Raw genomic sequence first — 15850 nt, 5'->3', positions numbered from 1 at the left:
GCTCGTGCGCGCCGCCGCCCGCTCCCCTCAGGGTGTTCGCCCCGCGGGTCGGTGTACGGAACGCGAGGGCACTACCCGTCAGGTGGTCAGCACTTCGGCATGTGGACCACGGAGTCGAAGTGATCCGCTTCGGCCCAGATGGGATCCTGGCTCGCGTCAGGGATCTTGTACCACCCGGTCGTGGACATGCAGATGACCGGGGCGCTCTCGCCCTTCCGTATGCCCCTGCCCACCTTCGGGGAATGGGTGGTGGCCTCCTCGTAGGTCGGGGCATTCTCGAAGGCGTGCACCCAGATCTGCCCCTGCGCCTTGGGGGCCGGGGTCTGGCTGGCCGCGTGGGCCACCGGCGACACCACCGCCGCCAGCGCGAACCCCACGCCTGCCACTACCGCGCTCCGCGCGAACTTCCTCATGGTCACTCTCCTTGAAGGCCCGAAGGCCAACGGTCCGGACACAGGTGGTTGTTCGCAGGCCGGACCTCTCTCGGTCACCGTGATCACCTGCGCCCTCCGCCCTGTTGCCCCAGGATTCCGGTTTGCGGAGGCCAGGTCGTTAGCGCTGAGTGCACAGCCGCATTGGATGAGTCCACTCACAGGGGAACTGGCGACCTTCATCCTCGGGAAGGGGGCCGGCGAGGGCGCGGTGGCAGACCGCGCGACCAGATGACAGCTGTCTCGACCAGCCACAGACCCTGGAGTCCGGAGCCCCCGGCCGGCCTCGCTGTCAGCGCAATGTGTCATTATGCGGACGCGCCCCAGGGGGTGGGCCGCGGTGGGCTGATTGCCAGGGGGTCGGGGATGAGTGCGGATACGGGGCCGAACGGCTCGTCCAGATCCGACGAGGAGTGGGAGCGGTTTCTGCGCGAGTCGGTGGCGGGTGCCGCCGACGCGCCCAAGGAGCCATCGGCGCGGGCCCGCGAGGTGGCGAAACGGCTGCGCACAGAGCCCGGCACGGAGCCCGGCCGCGACCTGGAGGGCTGGCGCGGCTACACGCCCGCGCGGCCCGAGCGGCGCACGGGCTGGTACGTGGTCGGGCTGCTGGCCTCGCTGGTGCTGCTGGTGGTGGCGCTCGCGCCGGGGTGGACAGTGGACCTGTTCACCGGCGACGACCCTGACTCCCCGCCGCTGGCGGCCGAGACCGCCCGCCCCACCCAGGCTCCCCCGGGCCAGGCGGCCCAACGCCCCACCAGGGACGAGCCGTTCCGCGGTTCGCCGGCGGCGAGGTGGGCGAGCGGAGCGGCGGGGATCACCGTGCCGAAGGCCAGGGCGGTCGGCTGGATGAGCGAGGCCGAGGTCGGGCGGGCCCTCGCCCGCAGCCGGGACTTCCTCGTCGCGTCCGGCCTGGACCGCGGGGTGCTTCGGGGCGAGCGCCCCGAGAAGGCGATCGCACTGATCAACCCGCATCAGAAGGACGTCCAAGACCTCCTGAAGACCGCCTTCCACACCCCGAGCGAGAAGAACGACCCCCTCCTCCTCTTCAGCCGCTTCCAGCCCTCCCGCACCAACCTGGTCGGCGACGTCGTGAAGACCCGGGGCCGGCTCACCTACCGGGAGGGCAAGCGCGGCGCGCTCCAGGTGACCGCCGACGTCACCTTCGTCTACCCGGTCACCCGCGCGGACGCGGTCGGCGACGACGAGATCGTGCGCACCATCGTCCGGCGCGAGCTGGTCCTGAACTGGGACGACCCCGCCAAGGTGATCACCGAGCCGGGCAGGTTCTCGATCGTCTCGTACAAGTACGACATGACCAACGGCGGTTGCGGCGCCCCCACGGGCTACTTCACCCCGCCCTTCGGCACGGACCGCCGCGCGGACGACACCGGCCCAGAGGTCGACCCGTACGACCGCAGCGCGCCGATCGGGCGGGGCGGGTCCGCCGGGGACGAGTGCCGGCGGGCGACCCGGTCCTAGGGGGTGTCCGCCTGCTCGACCGCGTTCCACAGGACGGATACGGGCGTGCCATCCGGTGTGGAGCGGTTCTGGAACTCGTCGAGGAGGTCGTCGATCCGCTGGTCGAGTTCCGTGCGGGTCGTGGCGTCGAGATGCAGGATCTCGCGTCGGGTGTGCCGACTGGGGTTCGGACCGCTCTCGATGAGTTCAGCGCGGTGGGCGTCGACGATGGCCAGGTCGATCTGGCCCGTCAGTTGGTCCGCGTCCGTACCGAGGTCGAGACGCCAGGTTGCGCCGGTGGCGCGGTAGGGGCGTTCCCATGCCCCGTGTTCGCCCTGACGCGGTGGCTCGACGGTGAGGAAACCGGCGTCGGTGAGGGCTCGCATGCGGCGCAGCAGTGTGGCCGGCGAGACGCCGAGTCGCTGTGCGAGTTGTTGATTGGTCTGTGACTTCTCCAGACAGAGGCGCAGGATGCGCCAGCTGAGCGGGTGTGTCAGAGCGCGCAGATCTTGGGGGGTTGCCCGCTTGCGCGGTTCCGCTTCAGTCGTCGGCAGTTTCGTGGGTTCAGCCATTGACAGCACTATAACCGATAGCCACGATTGACATCGATTTCAGATTTTGGAACCGCTGGCAAGGACGGTGGCATGGGCTCGATCGAGGACATCAAGGAATACGTGGCGCGCCACCGTGCGCGGCACGAACAGCTGCTGGCTCGCTGGATCGGGGTACCGAGCATCAGTGCCACCGGGGAGGGCATGCCGGAGGCAGTCGAGCACGCCCGTGGATTGCTGGCCGCAAGCGGGCTGGAGCCGCGGGTCGTCGAGACGGGCGGGTGGCCGCTGGTGACGGGTCATGCACCGGGACCCGAGGGCAGCCCGCACGTGGTGATCTACGGTCACTACGACGTGCAGCCCGCCGGCCCGCTCGAGCAGTGGGACAGCCCGCCGTTCGAAGCCGCGATCCGTGACGGCCGGATGTACGGGCGCGGCGCGGGCGACAACAAAGGGCAGCATCTCGCGCAGCTGCTCGCCGTCCGCGCGCTGCGCGCGAGCGAGGGGGGCCTTCCCTGCTCGGTGACGGTACTGCTCGACGGCGAGGAGGAAATCGGCAGTCCGCATCTGGCGGCCACGCTCGCGGGGATGCGCACCGACCTCGACGCGGACGTCGCGGTGTGGAGCGACGGGCCGGTTCACGACAGCTACGAACCGACCGTGCTGCTCGGGGTGCGCGGCGCGGTGAGTTTCGAGATCACCGTCCGGGGCGCGGAGACCGCGTTGCATTCGGGGAACTGGGGCAACGTCGCGCCCAACCCGGCATGGGAGCTGGTCTGGCTGCTGTCCACGATGCGGGCACCCGACGGGCGCATCCTCATCGAGGGCCATGACGCCGACACCACCGCGCTGACCACAGCCGAGCGTGCGGCACTTGACGCGCTGCCCGTGGGCCCACAGGAGCTACTGGCCGGGGTCGGGCTCGACCGCATGGACATGTGCGGCGATGCCGGGGTCAACGAGCGGTTGGCGCTGCCCACCTTCAGCATCAACTCACTCACCTGCCTGGACAATCAGGAGCACCGGTCGGTGATCCCGTCGGTCGCGGTCGCCCGCTGTGACATGCGGCTGGCCTGCGGACAGCGGGCCGCCACGGTCGTCGACGCCGTGCGCAGGCATGTGGCCGCCCGGCTTCCGCACGCCGAGGTCGTCTTCAAAGCCATGATGGAGCCCTCGCGTACCTTGCCGGACGCGCCCTACGCACAGGCGGTGCTCGACGGGGTGAGCGCCACGGCGGACAAGCCACCGCTGCTCGCGCCCGCGATGGGAGGCAGCCTGCCGATCGCCGGTATCACCGACGGGCTCGGACTGCCCTGCTACGGCATTCCGCTGGGCAACGTCGACGAGCGCAACCACGCTCCCAACGAGAACTTCGAACTCGCCCGATTCCACGACGGCATCGTGACCGCGGCCGCGGTCCTGCGCAGCATCGGAGGAGGAAGATGACCGGTCAGTGGCGGCCCGTGGCCGCGGCATCGGTCGGGAACGCCCTGGAGTGGCTCAGCTTCACCGCGTACACCCTGGCTGCCAGCACCATCGCAGAGCAATACTTTCCCGGCCAGGACGAAACGGGCTCCCTCCTCCTGACATTCGGCACCGTCGCACTGGCCTACGGTGTCCGCCCGGTCGGCGCGCTCGTCCTCGGCGCCTACGCCGACCGCGCGGGCCGGATGCCGGCGCTGATGGCCTCCATCCGCATCATGGTGCTCGCCACGCTGATCATCACGTTCCTGCCCGGCTACGACACGATCGGTATCGCCGCACCGATCGGCATGGTGCTCGCGATGCTGATGCAAGGGTTCTCCGCGGGCGGAGAGTTCGGCAGCGCCACGGGCTATCTCGTCGAGCAGAACGCCAACCGGCGAGGCCTCATGGCCAGCTGGCAGGCGGCCAGCCAGGCCCTCGCCACCGTTCTGGCCACTCTCCTGCTCCTGATCACCAGCAGAGCCCTGAACGACGCGCAGTTCGAGGCGTGGGGCTGGCGAGTCCCCTTCGCGTTCGGTCTGCTGCTCGGCCCCGTCGGCTATCACATCCGCAAAAACCTCAGCGAGACACCGGAGTTCAGCCAGGCGCGCCGCACCACGCCCGCAAAGCATCCCGTCGTACGGACACTGGGCTCACACAAGACCAGGATGGCGCTCTGCATCGGGATCCTCGCGGTGTCCACCGCCTACTCGTATCTGATCACCTTCATGCCGACGTACGCCATCCGGCAGTACGATCTGCCCGCGTCGACCGGCTTCACCACGGTCATGCTCACCGGCTCCATCATGGTGCTGATCGCTCCGCTCGCCGGTCATGTCTCGGACGTCATCGGCCGCACCAAGATGCTGACCATCGCGGCGGCGGGCATCGCCGTCACCAGCGTCCCCCTGTTCCTGCTCTTCCGGGCCGCGCCGAGTTTCGCCACGATGGGCATCGTCATGACGCTGATGGGGCTGATCAAACCCTGGTACACCGGCCCCCTCGCCGCCCGCATGGCCGAACTCTTCCCCACCACCGTCCGGGGGACCGGCCTGTCCATCAGTTACAACGTGGGCGTCGTGCTCTTCGGCGGCCTTACACCGGTCGCCGTCACCTGGCTGCTCGCCACCCTCGACACACCCCTCGCACCAGCCTTCTGGCTCACCGCACTCGCCGTACTCTCGCTCGCCGTCGTACTGGTCAGCGACCGCTACGTCCACACGACAGACCAGACCGTTCCGGAGACTCAGGCCAGGACGACAAGCCGGCACGAGAAGGTGTGAACACACGCCCAACTCGTAAGCGTCCCGCAGGTGTTTCCGGCTCACCGGAACCCCTGCGGCGAGGGCCGGCGACCGCCTGCACCAGCTGGTGCCGCTCCCAGGCGGCAGCCGGGCCGCCGGGTCCCCGGCTCCCTGAGCACGGGTCCTCTCGCTCAGCGGCCCATCAGTCGCAACAACCGGGCTTGCCGGGCCTCCCCGGCCAGGGGTGGGGCCGCCGGGGTGGCGAAGAAGCGGTGGGTGGTGTCGGAGGAGACGGGGGACTCCGCCAAGCCGGCGTAGATTTCGCTGAGGTGGTCCTCGATCCAGGCCACGAGCCCCGGGTCGAGTTCCTCGGAAGCGTTGAGGGCACGCGCCAGGTCCCACGTGTGAATGGTCGCGTCCGTGGTCCGGACGGCGAGGGCCTGTTCACCGGTCACCGGGCCAAGGGGGTAGTCGAGGATCTGCTGGAGGGCGCCCGGCCTCCGGAACGCCGCGGCGCACTCCCGCACCGAGCGGGTATAGGCGCCCACCGGATCGTCACCCAGCGCGTCCTCATCCCGGTGCCGGAGGAAGTCGGCGGCCGAGCCGCCGTCCAGCAGAGAGATGTAGTTGAGGTTGCCCCGGGTCATGTGGTTGACGAGGTGACGGACGTCCCATTCCGCGCAAGGGGTGGGGGCCGTCCACTGTTCGGGGCGTACCGCGGACAGTCTGCGGGTGAACTCGGAGCTGGAGAGCAGATAGCGGTCGATGATGCCGACGAAACGGTAGGCCATGGCCCCAGCATGCGGGTACCGGAAGGGACATGCTGGCGGGAATCAGACGCTGAGCTCGTGCCCGGGAACTGCCCCTCCAAGGAGACAACCCGCGACGGACGGGCGTTCCGCGGGGCCGTTCGCGCGCGCTGGGCCCTCGCAACGGCGCGCGTCCCCGTCCGCTCCGCGTCTGAACTCTTTCGGACGGCCTGGTGAAAGTCGTTCGGCCCTGGTCAGAAACGGGTGAATCATGGTTAGCCTCCGCTGCCATGAAACACATACGCACAGTCGGCGGGCTCTGTCTCGTGCTGCTGTTCCTTGTGCTGGGCGTCGGTGCCCAGCCCGCTCTGGCACATGTCTCGCGTGAGCGTGCCGAGCTCGTCGTCACTACCGGTGATCACGCCACCAAGGGCCGTCTCCTCGTGCACCACGATGTGGTGTCCGCCGCCGACGCCGGTGGCTGGGCGTCCACGGTGCTGCCGGCCGCGTGCCCGGCCACCGGTTCGGGGGTGCCCGGTGACGACGGAGGGGTCCCCGGCGGTGTCGTGGTCGAACTGGCCTGGAGTTGCCGGCTCGACGCGCTCGATCTGAGTGCGCTGCTGGACGAGGGCGGACTGAGCCAGGTCGTCGTCGAGTTCGACGGCACCGCGGTCGACGCCTCGGCGGCCACGCCTCTCGTCGACGCCAAGGGCGCGCACGCCCTGCCGGCGTTCCCCTGGCCCACCGTCGCACTCGTGGCGGCGGGCGGTGTCGTGCTCGTCCTCGTCGCCCGGTCGTTGCCGTCCCTCTTCCGTGGCCTGCGCACAAGCCGCCGTTTTCAGGTCGCGACCGCCGGGGTCGTCGTCCTGTCCTGCTTGGTGCCGCAGGTCGCGTTCGCCGATGACGCGGCACCGGAAACCGTCACCGTCAAGGGCGGTGTTTTCCGGGACGGCAATGGCAACGGCAAGCGGGACAAGGGCGAGCGGGCCATGGCGGGGGTCGATGTCACCGACGGCGCCGTGTGGGCGACCACCCGCGCCGACGGCTCGTACACCCTGGAGATCGACCCGTCGCGACGCGAGACGGATCTCGTCAGCATCGTCTCGCCCGACGGGTACACCCCGGCCCTGCGCGAGGACTACATCCCGCGGTTCTTCCACAAGGTCCCCGAGACCGGTGGCAGTGGCGTCGACTTCGCGCTCGTACCGGACCGCAACGCCGCTCGGCCCACCGAGAAGTGGGTGATGAACTCCGACTCCGAGGTCGGCAACCGCACCGACACCGAGGCCCGCACGGTGCTGCCCCAGTGGACCGGCCAGGTGCGGGCGATGTCGGAGGTCGACGGGGCGACGATGCAGATCGCGACCGGGGACCTGACCGTCACGGACTACGCGGAGGAGCCACGCCGTCAGGGCGCCTACGACCTGTTCAGCAAAGGGCTCGAGGAGGGGCGGCTCGGCCACCCCTTCTACCCCGTGATGGGCAACCACGACTTCGGCGGCACGGCCACGTCCAAGGGCTACGCGGGCAGCCTGGAGTACTACCGCCGCAACCTCGCCCCCGAGTGGTACAGCTTCGACCGCAACGGCCGCCACATCGTGGTGCTGGAGGACAACTACGACGCCAGCGGGCTCGGACCGCAGCTGGAGTGGCTGCGCAGGGACCTGGCCACGCACGCGGTCGGCAAGCAGGTGTTCGTCTTCGCGCACCGCTCACTCTTCACCCAGTGGGGCCCCGGCGCGGGCATGCAGCCGACCATCGACGAGCTGGCCAAGTACGACGTACGGATGGTCGCGGCCGGGCACAACCAGCAGGCGGAGTTCCGCCGCGGCGCCTTCAAGCGGTCGGTCGAGGTCAACAATCAGGGCACGTACGGCATCGACGGAGCCCACCCCGACTACAAGGTGCTCGACTTCAGCGGGATCACCGACGACCCGCGTACCCGCCGCGACGAGGACACCGGTCATGTGACGGGTATCCACCGGCAGTTCGACATCGATGACGACGCCACCCTGGTCAGCCCCGCGCAGGGCAGCGTGCACGGCGCGCGGGCCGGGGTGCCCGTCGAGGTGTACGCGGAGGACGACGGCCGTACCCCCGCGAACGCCACGCTGACCGTGCGGGACGCCCGGGGCCATGTCGTGAAGCGGACGAACGCGCGGTTCGGCACGGGTGCCGCCGGGCCCGGCGTCCAGAACTGCTACACCCCGCCCGGCGGCGAGGCCGAGCCCTGCCCCGACGCACGCGGGGCCTGGACCCGGGCGAGCGCCACACCGCTGCGCGGGCTGCGGCCCGGCACCTACACCACCGAGGCGACGGCGTACGACACCAGGGGCAAGGCGTTCCCGGTGCGGAAGAGCACCTTCGCCGTCGTCCCCGACTCCGAGCTGACCACGCCGAAGACCGGGCAGGACTGGCTGCGGCAGGGCCGCGACGAGGCGGGGCGCTCCGCGAGCGGCGACAACCCGGGCGACCGGCTCGACCTCCAGTGGACCCGGCACACCGGCGAGCAGTTCAACCTGAACGGCTCGGTGGCCGCGGACGGCCGCCTGATCGTCTCCTCCCGCGCCTTCGACTCGCCGTACAGCATGATGCTCGCGTACGACATCGCGTCCGGCCGCGAACTCTGGCGTACCTACCTGGACGGCGACGCCGAATCGACGCCGGCCCTCCACGGCGGACGGGTCTATCTGACCACCGGCGTCGGACGGATCTACGCGCTGGACGCCACGAACGGCAAGGTCGTCTGGGAGTCGATCGACCGTGAGGAGACCCACGGCGACACCGTGCGCCGCTACGGACGCGCGGGCGGACCGGTGAGCGTCTTCCCGCTCACCGGCCAGGACCGTACGGTCGCCGTCTACCAGGACGCGCACACGATCCGCTGTCGGGACGCCACGACCGGCGAACGGCTGCCGGGCGGTTTCGAAGCCGCGTTCTCCTGGGGCCAGGCGCACAGCACCGCCATCCGCGAGCCCGGTTCCCACACCGCCTATCTGCACTCCATGTCGAGCAACACCGTCATCGCGATGGACCTCGCGACCTGCACCCGGCTGTGGTCGAAGGACACCGCGGGCGACATCGACAGCCACTCCTCGCCTGTGCTGACGGACCCCGCGTCGGGCCCGGCGAAGCTGGTGACGTTCACGGCCTACGGCGTCCGCGGGCACGATCCGAAGACGGGCGCGGTGACCTGGGAGTCCAAGCCGGGCGGCACCGCCACCTGTGAGCCGGGGAAGTCCCCGCTCACCAGCCCCGCCGTGTGGGGCGACATCGCCTATGTCGCGGGCCGGGACGGTGTCGTACGCGCCTACGACACGAGCGCGTCCGATCCGTCGAAACCGGTGTGGGAGACCAAGGCCGGATATCTGCCGGGCAAGAGTCCGCTGGACGACCCCTGGCGGGTCGCCATGGGCTGCGAGGCCGGCGCGGGATCGCCCACGATGCACCCCCTGGTGACGAAGTCCTCGGTGTACGTGGGAACGTGGGACGGCCGTCTGCTGGTGCTCGACCGCGCCACCGGCACACAGCGGACCGAGTACAAGCTCGGCGGAGGAGTGGCTTCGGCCCTCTCCGTCAGTGGTGACTGGGTCTTCGCCCTCACGGACGACGGCACGGTTCACGCGCTGGCCGGGCGAAAGGGCTGAGCACAAGCCACTCCGTATCACGACTCGCATCCTGCCGCCGTGCCCGCGCCGCTCTTCCGCAGCGCGGGCACGGCGCGGGCGTCTCCCGCGGGATCGGGCCCTCGCCTCCCTCATGAACCCGGCACCAATCACCGGTGAACTCCGTACAACCAGCTCCGCCCCTCGACGGTCACACCAGACGAACGCGCACCTCATCGACCGAGTGGGAGCCTCCGTGCCACACAGCCGCCGCACCCTGACATACGCCATCGCAGCCGCCGCGGCCACCGTCGGGTTCGTGCTCCCGTCCGGTCCCGCCGCTGCCGCACCCCGCACCGCCACGAGCGACTTCAACGGCGACGGCTACGCGGACCTCGCCGTCGGCGTCCCGGACGGGACCGTCGGCGGCCTGGCCAAGGCCGGGTATGTGAACGTCGTCCGGGGCGGCCCGAAGGGTATCGGCGCCCACGGAAGCATCCGTGTCACCCAGGCCACTCCCGAGGTTCCCGGCGCCCCGGAGACCGGCGACCGCTTCGGCGCATCCGTGGCCCTGACGGACCTCAACGGCGACGGCATCGCGGAGCTGCTCGTCGGTGTCCCCGGCGAGGACGTCACCGACCGCGGCAAGGACGCGGGCATGGTCATCGCCGTCGGCGGCTCGGAGGACGGGCCGGGCCCGGGGTCGACGGTCCTCACCGGACCTTCGCCGTCGGCCGCGTACGGCACATCGGTCGCGGCCGCCGACCTGACCGGCGGCGGCAACAAGGCGATCGTGATCGGCGGCACGGACAAGGTCGTCGCCCGTGTCATCCAAGGCGAGGACAGCATGGTCACCACCGTCGTCGCCGCCCCCATGGGCGGTCGCGCCCCCGTCCTTGCCACCGGTGACTTCGACAGCGACGGCACGGCGGACCTGGCCGTGGCGTACTGGACCGCGGGTGTCCCCAACACGCAGTCCCATGTGCGCCTGTGGAAGTGGGACACCGACCGGTCCGAGATGGCCAACTTCTGGAACACGGACAACGCCGGTGTGACCGCCCTGGCCGCCGGCGACTTCGACGGCGACGGCCACGACGACCTGGCGCTCGGCGAATGCCGTGAGATCGCCGACGAGAACATCGACGACCCGTGCGGCCCCGAGACACTCGCCAAGGGTGGCGGTGTCCATATCCACTATGGAAGCCCCGCGAGCGGCTCGTTCGGCACCCGCGCCCAGACCCTCAACCAGGACACCACGGGCGTCCCGGGGGTGGCCGAGGACGGCGACCGCTTCGGCGCCGCCCTCGCCGTCGCCGACGTCAACCGCGACGGCCGCGACGACCTGGTCGCGGGCGCGCCCGCTGAGGCCATCGGAAGCAAGGCGGGGGCGGGCGCCGCCTGGCTGCTCCACGGCGGCGCCCAGGGCCTGCTCGACGCGGGCGGCGCTGCCACGTCCGTCGCCTGGAACCAGGACACGCCGGGCGTCCCGGGTGTCGCCGAGGCGGGCGACACCTTCGGCGCGGCGGTGGCCACGGGCGACTACAACGCCGACGGCGTACCGGATGTCACGGTCGGCTCCCCTGGTGAGAACGGTTCCCTGGGCGCCGCATGGCTCCTCCCCAAGGGCACGGCCCACGGCGCGGCGGCCTTCTCCCCCCGCACGCTCGGCCTCCCGCACCTCTCGACGGTCCACAAGTACGGCAAGCCGCTGAGCAGCCGCTGAGCGCGCCCTATGGATGTTCCTCCCGCCCCACGGCGTCGGCCCGCCCGCCGGGGGGCCGCACGGCCAGAACGTCGATCTCGATGAGTGCTCCAGGGGCCAGGCCGGCGGTGACCGTGGTGCGCGGGGGGAAGGGCGCTGCCAGGAAGCCGCGGTAGGCACTGTCCATGGCCTCGAAGTCGTCGTCGTCGTCGCTGGCCAGGAAGACGCGGACCATCAGGACGTCCTGCCAGCCGGCGCTCTCCGCGGCGAGGACGGCCTGTGCCTGTTCGAGTACGCGCCGGGTCTGGCCGGCCACATCGGCCGCGAGGAGCGTCCCGGTCGAGGGATCGGTGGCCAGCTGGCCGCTGACCTGGAGGAACGGGCCGATGCGGCGTCCCTGGCTGTAGGCGCCCACCGGTTCGGGGGCCGCCGTGGTGGCGATGGTGGTGAGAGGCATATGTCCTTCCAGGGGCTGAATGACGAGGCTGAGGGGGGCGTGTCGGCGGGGACGCTGCGGTCTTCCGGGCTCTCAGTTGTCGGTGAGGAACCGGTACAGAGCGCGGGCTCCGAAGCGGAGACTCTCCACCGGAACGCGCTCATCGGTGCCGTGGAACATGGACGCGAAGTCGAAGCCGGGCGGCAGCTGGAGTGGAGCGAAGCCGAAGCCCTGGATGCCCAGCGGGGCGAAGGAGGCGTTGTCGGTCGAGGCGGCGGAGCAGTAGGGAATCACCGTTGCCGCGGGGTCTTCGGCGCGCAGCGCCCGGTGCATGGCGTCCACCAGTGTGCCGTGGGGGTCGGTCTCGGCCGAGGCGGTGAAGTCGAGGATCTCCATCTCCACCCCGGGCCCGGCGAGTTCACCGACGGTGCGCAGGAACTCCTCGTGCAGACCGTGGACGAACCGGCCGTCCACCAGCGCCTCCGCTTCGGACGGGATGACGTTGATGGTGTCGCCGGCCCGCAGCACGGTCGGATTGGCCACATGCCGCAGGGAGGCGCCGATCAGCCCGGCGAGGGGAGCGAGTGGGGTGCGGCCGAGGTCGTCCTCGGTCACATCGATCCCCGTCAGCCGCCGGAGTTCGTCCGTCATACGGGTGGTGGTCGGTGTGAGCTCGAGGGGCCAGACGTGCCGGGCGAGCCGGGTCACGGCCCCGGCCAGGCGCGCGGTGGCGTTGTCGTCGGTGAGCAGCGAGCCGTGGCCGCGTGTGCCGCGGGCGCGCAGGCGCAGCCAGGCGACGCCCTTGCGTGCGGTCTCGACGAGGTAGACGCGCCGGTCGGTTCCGGACAGGTCGACGGAGAAGCCGCCGATCTCGCTGACCGCCTGGTCGCAGTCGTCCAGGAGGTCGCGGTGGTGGGTGGCCAGCCAGCGTGATCCGTGGTGGCCTCCGGCCTCTTCGTCCGGGAGGAAGGCCAGGACCACGTCCCGGGCGGGGAGTTCGCCGCTGCGGGCCAGCTGTCGTACGGCGGCCAGGATCATGGCGTTCATGTTCTTCATGTCGACCGCTCCTCGGCCCCACAGGCAGCCGTCCCGTATCTCGCCGGAGAAGGGGTGGACGGACCAGTGGTGCGGGTCGGCGGGCACGACGTCGAGATGGCCGTGGACGAGCAGGGCCGGCCGTGAGCGGTCGCGTCCGGGGATCCTGGCGACCACGCTGGTGCGGCGTGGGGCGGCCTCCAGAAGGGTGCTGTCGATGCCTGCCTCGTCGAGCCGGTGGGCGACGAACTCGGCCGCCGGCCGCTCCCCCGGCCCGGTGCCGTCGAAGAAGTTGCTGGTGTCGATGCGGATCAGGTCCCGGCACAGCTCGACCACTTCGTCGAGACCGTGCCGGTCCGGTGCGATGGCGGCGGCGTCCGGTGTGGTCATGGCCGCCTCCTACAGAACCTGGGCGAGGAAAGCGCGGGTGCGCTCATGAGCGGGTGTGGTCAGGACGTCCGTGGCGGTGCCGTGCTCGACGACGCGGCCGTCGTCGAGGAAGGCGACCTGGTCGGCGACCTCGCGGGCGAAGCCCATCTCGTGGGTCACCACCACCATGGTCATGCCGGATTCCGCGAGATCCCGCATGACGTGGAGCACCTCGCCGACGAGTTCGGGGTCGAGGGCGGAGGTCGGCTCGTCGAAGAGCATCAGTTGCGGCCGCATGGCCAGGGCGCGGGCGATGGCGACCCGCTGCTGCTGGCCTCCCGACAGCTGTGAGGGGTACTGGTTCTCCCGCCCGGCCATACCGACGCGGGCGAGCAGGCCGTGGGCTTCTTCCTCGGCCTCGGCCCGGGTGCGCCCCTGGACGCGCTGGGGCGCCTCGGTGATGTTCTGGAGTGCCGTCATATGCGGGAAGAGGTTGAAGCGCTGGAAGACCATCCCGATGCTGCTGCGGCGCAGGGCGCTCTCCTTCTCGGAGAGTTCCTGGAGCCAGCCGTCGTGCCGACGGTATCCGACGAGCTCACCGGCGACATACAGCTGTCCGGAGTCGATGCTCTCCAGGTGGTTGACGCAGCGCAGGAAGGTGCTCTTGCCCGATCCGCTGGGACCGACCAGGCAGGCGACCTCGCCCTGTTCGACGGTGAGGTCGATCCCCTTGAGGATCTCGTTGTGGCCGAACGCCTTGTGCACGCCGACCGCACTGACCATGGGAGTGTTCATCGTGACCTCCCGGTCGCCGGGGCTCTCCGGGAGCCCTTGGAGTGCCGTCCCCCGCGGGCGGAGCCGGACAGGGTGCCGCGGCCGTAGTGCCTCTCCAGCTGACGCTGCCCGAGGGTGAAGACGGCGGTGAGCGCGAGATACCAGAGGGAGGCGACCACCAACAGCGGGATGACCTTGTAGTTCTGGGAGTAGACCTGCTGAAGATTGGTCATCAGGTCGTTGCCCGCGATGACCGAGACCAGCGATGTGGTCTTGAGCATGGTGATGACCTCGTTGCCCATCGGGGGCACGATCACCCGCATCGCCTGCGGCAGGACGATGCGGCGCATCGTGGTGGCCGGGCCGAGTCCCAGCGCGGAGGCCGCTTCCCGCTGGCCCGGGTCCACGGACTCGATACCGCCGCGGACGATCTCCGCCGCGTAGGCGATCTCGTTGAGCCCGAGGGCCAGGATGGCGGCGGTGGTCGCCGAGACCAGACTGCTGGTCGGGGCCGAGTACGCGACGATGTCGGTGAAGGGGATGCCGAGGGTGACGTGGGGGAAGAACGCTCCGATGAACCCCCAGAAGATGATCTGCACAAGGACGGGGGTGCCGCGGAACAGGGCTGTGTAGGCGGTGGCCATGGTGCGCAGCACGTAGTTGTCGGACAGTGCCATCACGGCGATCAGGGTGCCGCCGACCACTCCGATCAGCATGCTCACCACCGTCAGGTAGAACGTCACCCAGACGCCCCGCACAGTGAGTTGAGCGAACAGGTAGGCGCCGACGGTGTGCCATTCGACGTGGGGGTTGGTGGCGAAGCTCCAGGCGATCCCGGCGGCGCAGAGTGTCGCCAGGACGGCGGCGACAGTGCGGCCCGGTCTGCGGAGCTTGCGGACGGGGAGGTCCACGTCATGGACGGCCGGGGACACGGCGGCGGACGGAACGTGGGTCATCGGCTCAGCCCCCTGCCTGATTGACGGACGGAGCCTGTACGGCGATGTGACCGACGCCGTAGGCGTCGAGAATCTTGCGGTAGGTTCCGTCCTTCATCAGACCGGCCAGCGCCTTCCGGACGACGTCGCGCAGGGTCGGCTCGTCCTTGGGCAGCCCGATGCCCATCGCTTCGGCGCCGTACCCGCTCGGCGCGGCCGGATCGGTCACGACCTCGACCGATCCGTCCTTCTCGGCGGAGTAGCGCACGGCGGGAAGGTCGCCGAGGACCGTATCGGCCTTGCCGGTTTTCAGGGCCAGCAGTGCGTCGGAGAACTGCGGGAAGGTCTTGATGACGACGGCCTTCTTGCCGCTCGTGGTGCAGTCGCGGCTCTGCTTCTCGAGCAAGGCGATCTGCTGGGCACCGGTCTGCGCGGCGGCTTGACTCCCGCACAGACCGGCCAGCGTCTTGATGTCCTCGGGATTGCCCTTGGCGACCATGACGGCGGAACCGGACCGCGCGTAGGTGACGAAGTCGATGGTCTTCTCGCGCTTCTTGGTGTCGAACAGACCGGCCATCAGCACGTCGTACTTCTTCGCCTGCAAGCCCGGCAGCAGACCGTCGAAGGGCTGCTGGGAGAACTCGAACGGCACACCCAGCCGCTGGCCCAGGGCGTGACCGAGGTCGATCTCGAGACCGGTGAGCTTGTTGTTCCCGGCGAACATCTCGAAGGGCGGGAAGGGCGCGTTGGTCGCGACCTTGATGCGGCCTGCCTTCCGGTAGTCGGCCGGCACCATGGCGTAGAGGGCCGGGTCGCGCTTCACCGGTCCCGTGGCCTTCGTCCCGGCGGAAGCGGTGGGTGACGACGAACCGGCGTCGTCGGGGTTGGCACAGGCGGCGGCGAGGGCCAGTGCGACGCCTGCCGCCAGAGCGGCGTGGACGCACGGGCGAGTACGTGGCGGAAGCAGCGCACCACTGTGTGGGGACATGGTTTCTCCCTGGGGGCACGAGGAGGCGGTGGGGGATGTGTGGGAGCGAGGCGGAGTGGGGAACGGCTCGCGGGACCGGCGCGCCACCGGACGCGAGGGCGTGAACTCT

13 protein-coding genes are annotated in these 15850 nt (G+C 70.3%); 5 read left to right on the top strand and 8 right to left on the bottom strand.

All coding sequences use genetic code 11. The features are described 5' to 3' along the window. Window positions 1–86 precede the first annotated feature (86 nt). Window positions 87–413: a hypothetical protein gene (locus AB0C66_RS19660; protein WP_362439750.1), complete on the bottom strand. Its 327-nt coding sequence runs from the start codon at window positions 411–413 to the stop codon at window positions 87–89. Window positions 414–797: 384 nt separating this feature from the next. On the opposite strand from AB0C66_RS19660, the gene AB0C66_RS19655 reads away from it, so the two are divergent. Further along, a complete protein-coding gene (locus AB0C66_RS19655; protein ID WP_362439748.1) occupies window positions 798–1910 on the top strand; it encodes a hypothetical protein in 1113 nt (370 codons plus the stop codon). On the opposite strand, the gene AB0C66_RS19650 is transcribed toward AB0C66_RS19655, so the two are convergent. After that, a complete protein-coding gene (locus AB0C66_RS19650) occupies window positions 1907–2461 on the bottom strand; it encodes a winged helix-turn-helix transcriptional regulator (RefSeq protein ID WP_362439746.1) in 555 nt (184 codons plus the stop codon). The two genes, AB0C66_RS19655 and AB0C66_RS19650, sit on opposite strands and share 4 nt — an antisense overlap. Before the next feature lie 72 nt (window positions 2462–2533). On the opposite strand from AB0C66_RS19650, the gene AB0C66_RS19645 reads away from it, so the two are divergent. Then, window positions 2534–3886 carry a M20/M25/M40 family metallo-hydrolase gene (locus AB0C66_RS19645; protein WP_362439743.1) on the top strand — a complete coding sequence of 451 codons (1353 nt, stop codon included), beginning with the start codon at window positions 2534–2536 and terminating at the stop codon, window positions 3884–3886. Next, window positions 3883–5187: an MFS transporter gene (locus AB0C66_RS19640; protein ID WP_362439740.1), complete on the top strand. Its 1305-nt coding sequence runs from the start codon at window positions 3883–3885 to the stop codon at window positions 5185–5187. The genes AB0C66_RS19645 and AB0C66_RS19640 overlap by 4 nt, the downstream gene beginning before the upstream one ends. Window positions 5188–5339: 152 nt before the next feature. Here AB0C66_RS19640 and AB0C66_RS19635 read toward each other — a convergent pair whose 3' ends face one another. Continuing rightward, on the bottom strand, window positions 5340–5939 hold the full coding sequence (locus AB0C66_RS19635) for a TIGR03086 family metal-binding protein (protein WP_362439737.1): 600 nt from the start codon (window positions 5937–5939) through the stop codon (window positions 5340–5342). A 248-nt stretch (window positions 5940–6187) separates the two neighbouring features. Between AB0C66_RS19635 and AB0C66_RS19630 the strand changes: the two genes are divergently transcribed. Both AB0C66_RS19630 and AB0C66_RS19625 read left to right on the top strand, forming a co-directional pair. Further along, the gene (locus tag AB0C66_RS19630; RefSeq protein WP_362439734.1) at window positions 6188–9544 is read left to right on the top strand and encodes a PQQ-binding-like beta-propeller repeat protein; all 3357 of its coding nucleotides are present in this window, start codon (window positions 6188–6190) and stop codon (window positions 9542–9544) included. Between the two features lie 214 nt (window positions 9545–9758). Further along, on the top strand, window positions 9759–11225 hold the full coding sequence (locus tag AB0C66_RS19625) for an FG-GAP repeat protein (RefSeq protein ID WP_362439731.1): 1467 nt from the start codon (window positions 9759–9761) through the stop codon (window positions 11223–11225). 7 nt (window positions 11226–11232) lie between these two features. On the opposite strand, the gene AB0C66_RS19620 is transcribed toward AB0C66_RS19625, so the two are convergent. The 5 genes from AB0C66_RS19620 to AB0C66_RS19600 all read right to left on the bottom strand — a co-directional run bounded on the left by AB0C66_RS19620 (window position 11233) and on the right by AB0C66_RS19600 (window position 15741). Next, window positions 11233–11661 (bottom strand): Rid family hydrolase, encoded by a 429-nt coding sequence (locus AB0C66_RS19620; protein WP_362439728.1) that lies wholly within the window; start codon window positions 11659–11661, stop codon window positions 11233–11235. Between the two features lie 72 nt (window positions 11662–11733). Further along, window positions 11734–13065, bottom strand: a complete 1332-nt coding sequence (locus tag AB0C66_RS19615; RefSeq protein ID WP_362439725.1) for a M20/M25/M40 family metallo-hydrolase — start codon at window positions 13063–13065, stop codon at window positions 11734–11736. Between the two features lie 9 nt (window positions 13066–13074). Continuing rightward, window positions 13075–13827, bottom strand: coding sequence for an amino acid ABC transporter ATP-binding protein (locus tag AB0C66_RS19610; RefSeq protein WP_362439982.1), 753 nt, complete (start codon window positions 13825–13827; stop codon window positions 13075–13077). 8 nt (window positions 13828–13835) lie between these two features. After that, window positions 13836–14774 (bottom strand): amino acid ABC transporter permease, encoded by a 939-nt coding sequence (locus tag AB0C66_RS19605; RefSeq protein WP_362439722.1) that lies wholly within the window; start codon window positions 14772–14774, stop codon window positions 13836–13838. 4 nt (window positions 14775–14778) lie between these two features. Further along, a complete protein-coding gene (locus AB0C66_RS19600) occupies window positions 14779–15741 on the bottom strand; it encodes an ABC transporter substrate-binding protein (protein ID WP_362439719.1) in 963 nt (320 codons plus the stop codon). Window positions 15742–15850: the final 109 nt, after the last annotated feature.

Origin of the sequence: Streptomyces sp. NPDC048636 (assembly GCF_040650655.1) — a bacterium.
GTDB lineage: Bacteria > Actinomycetota > Actinomycetes > Streptomycetales > Streptomycetaceae > Streptomyces.
Note: the sequence above shows the minus strand (reverse complement) of the source record. Positions and strands in the feature narration are given on the sequence as shown.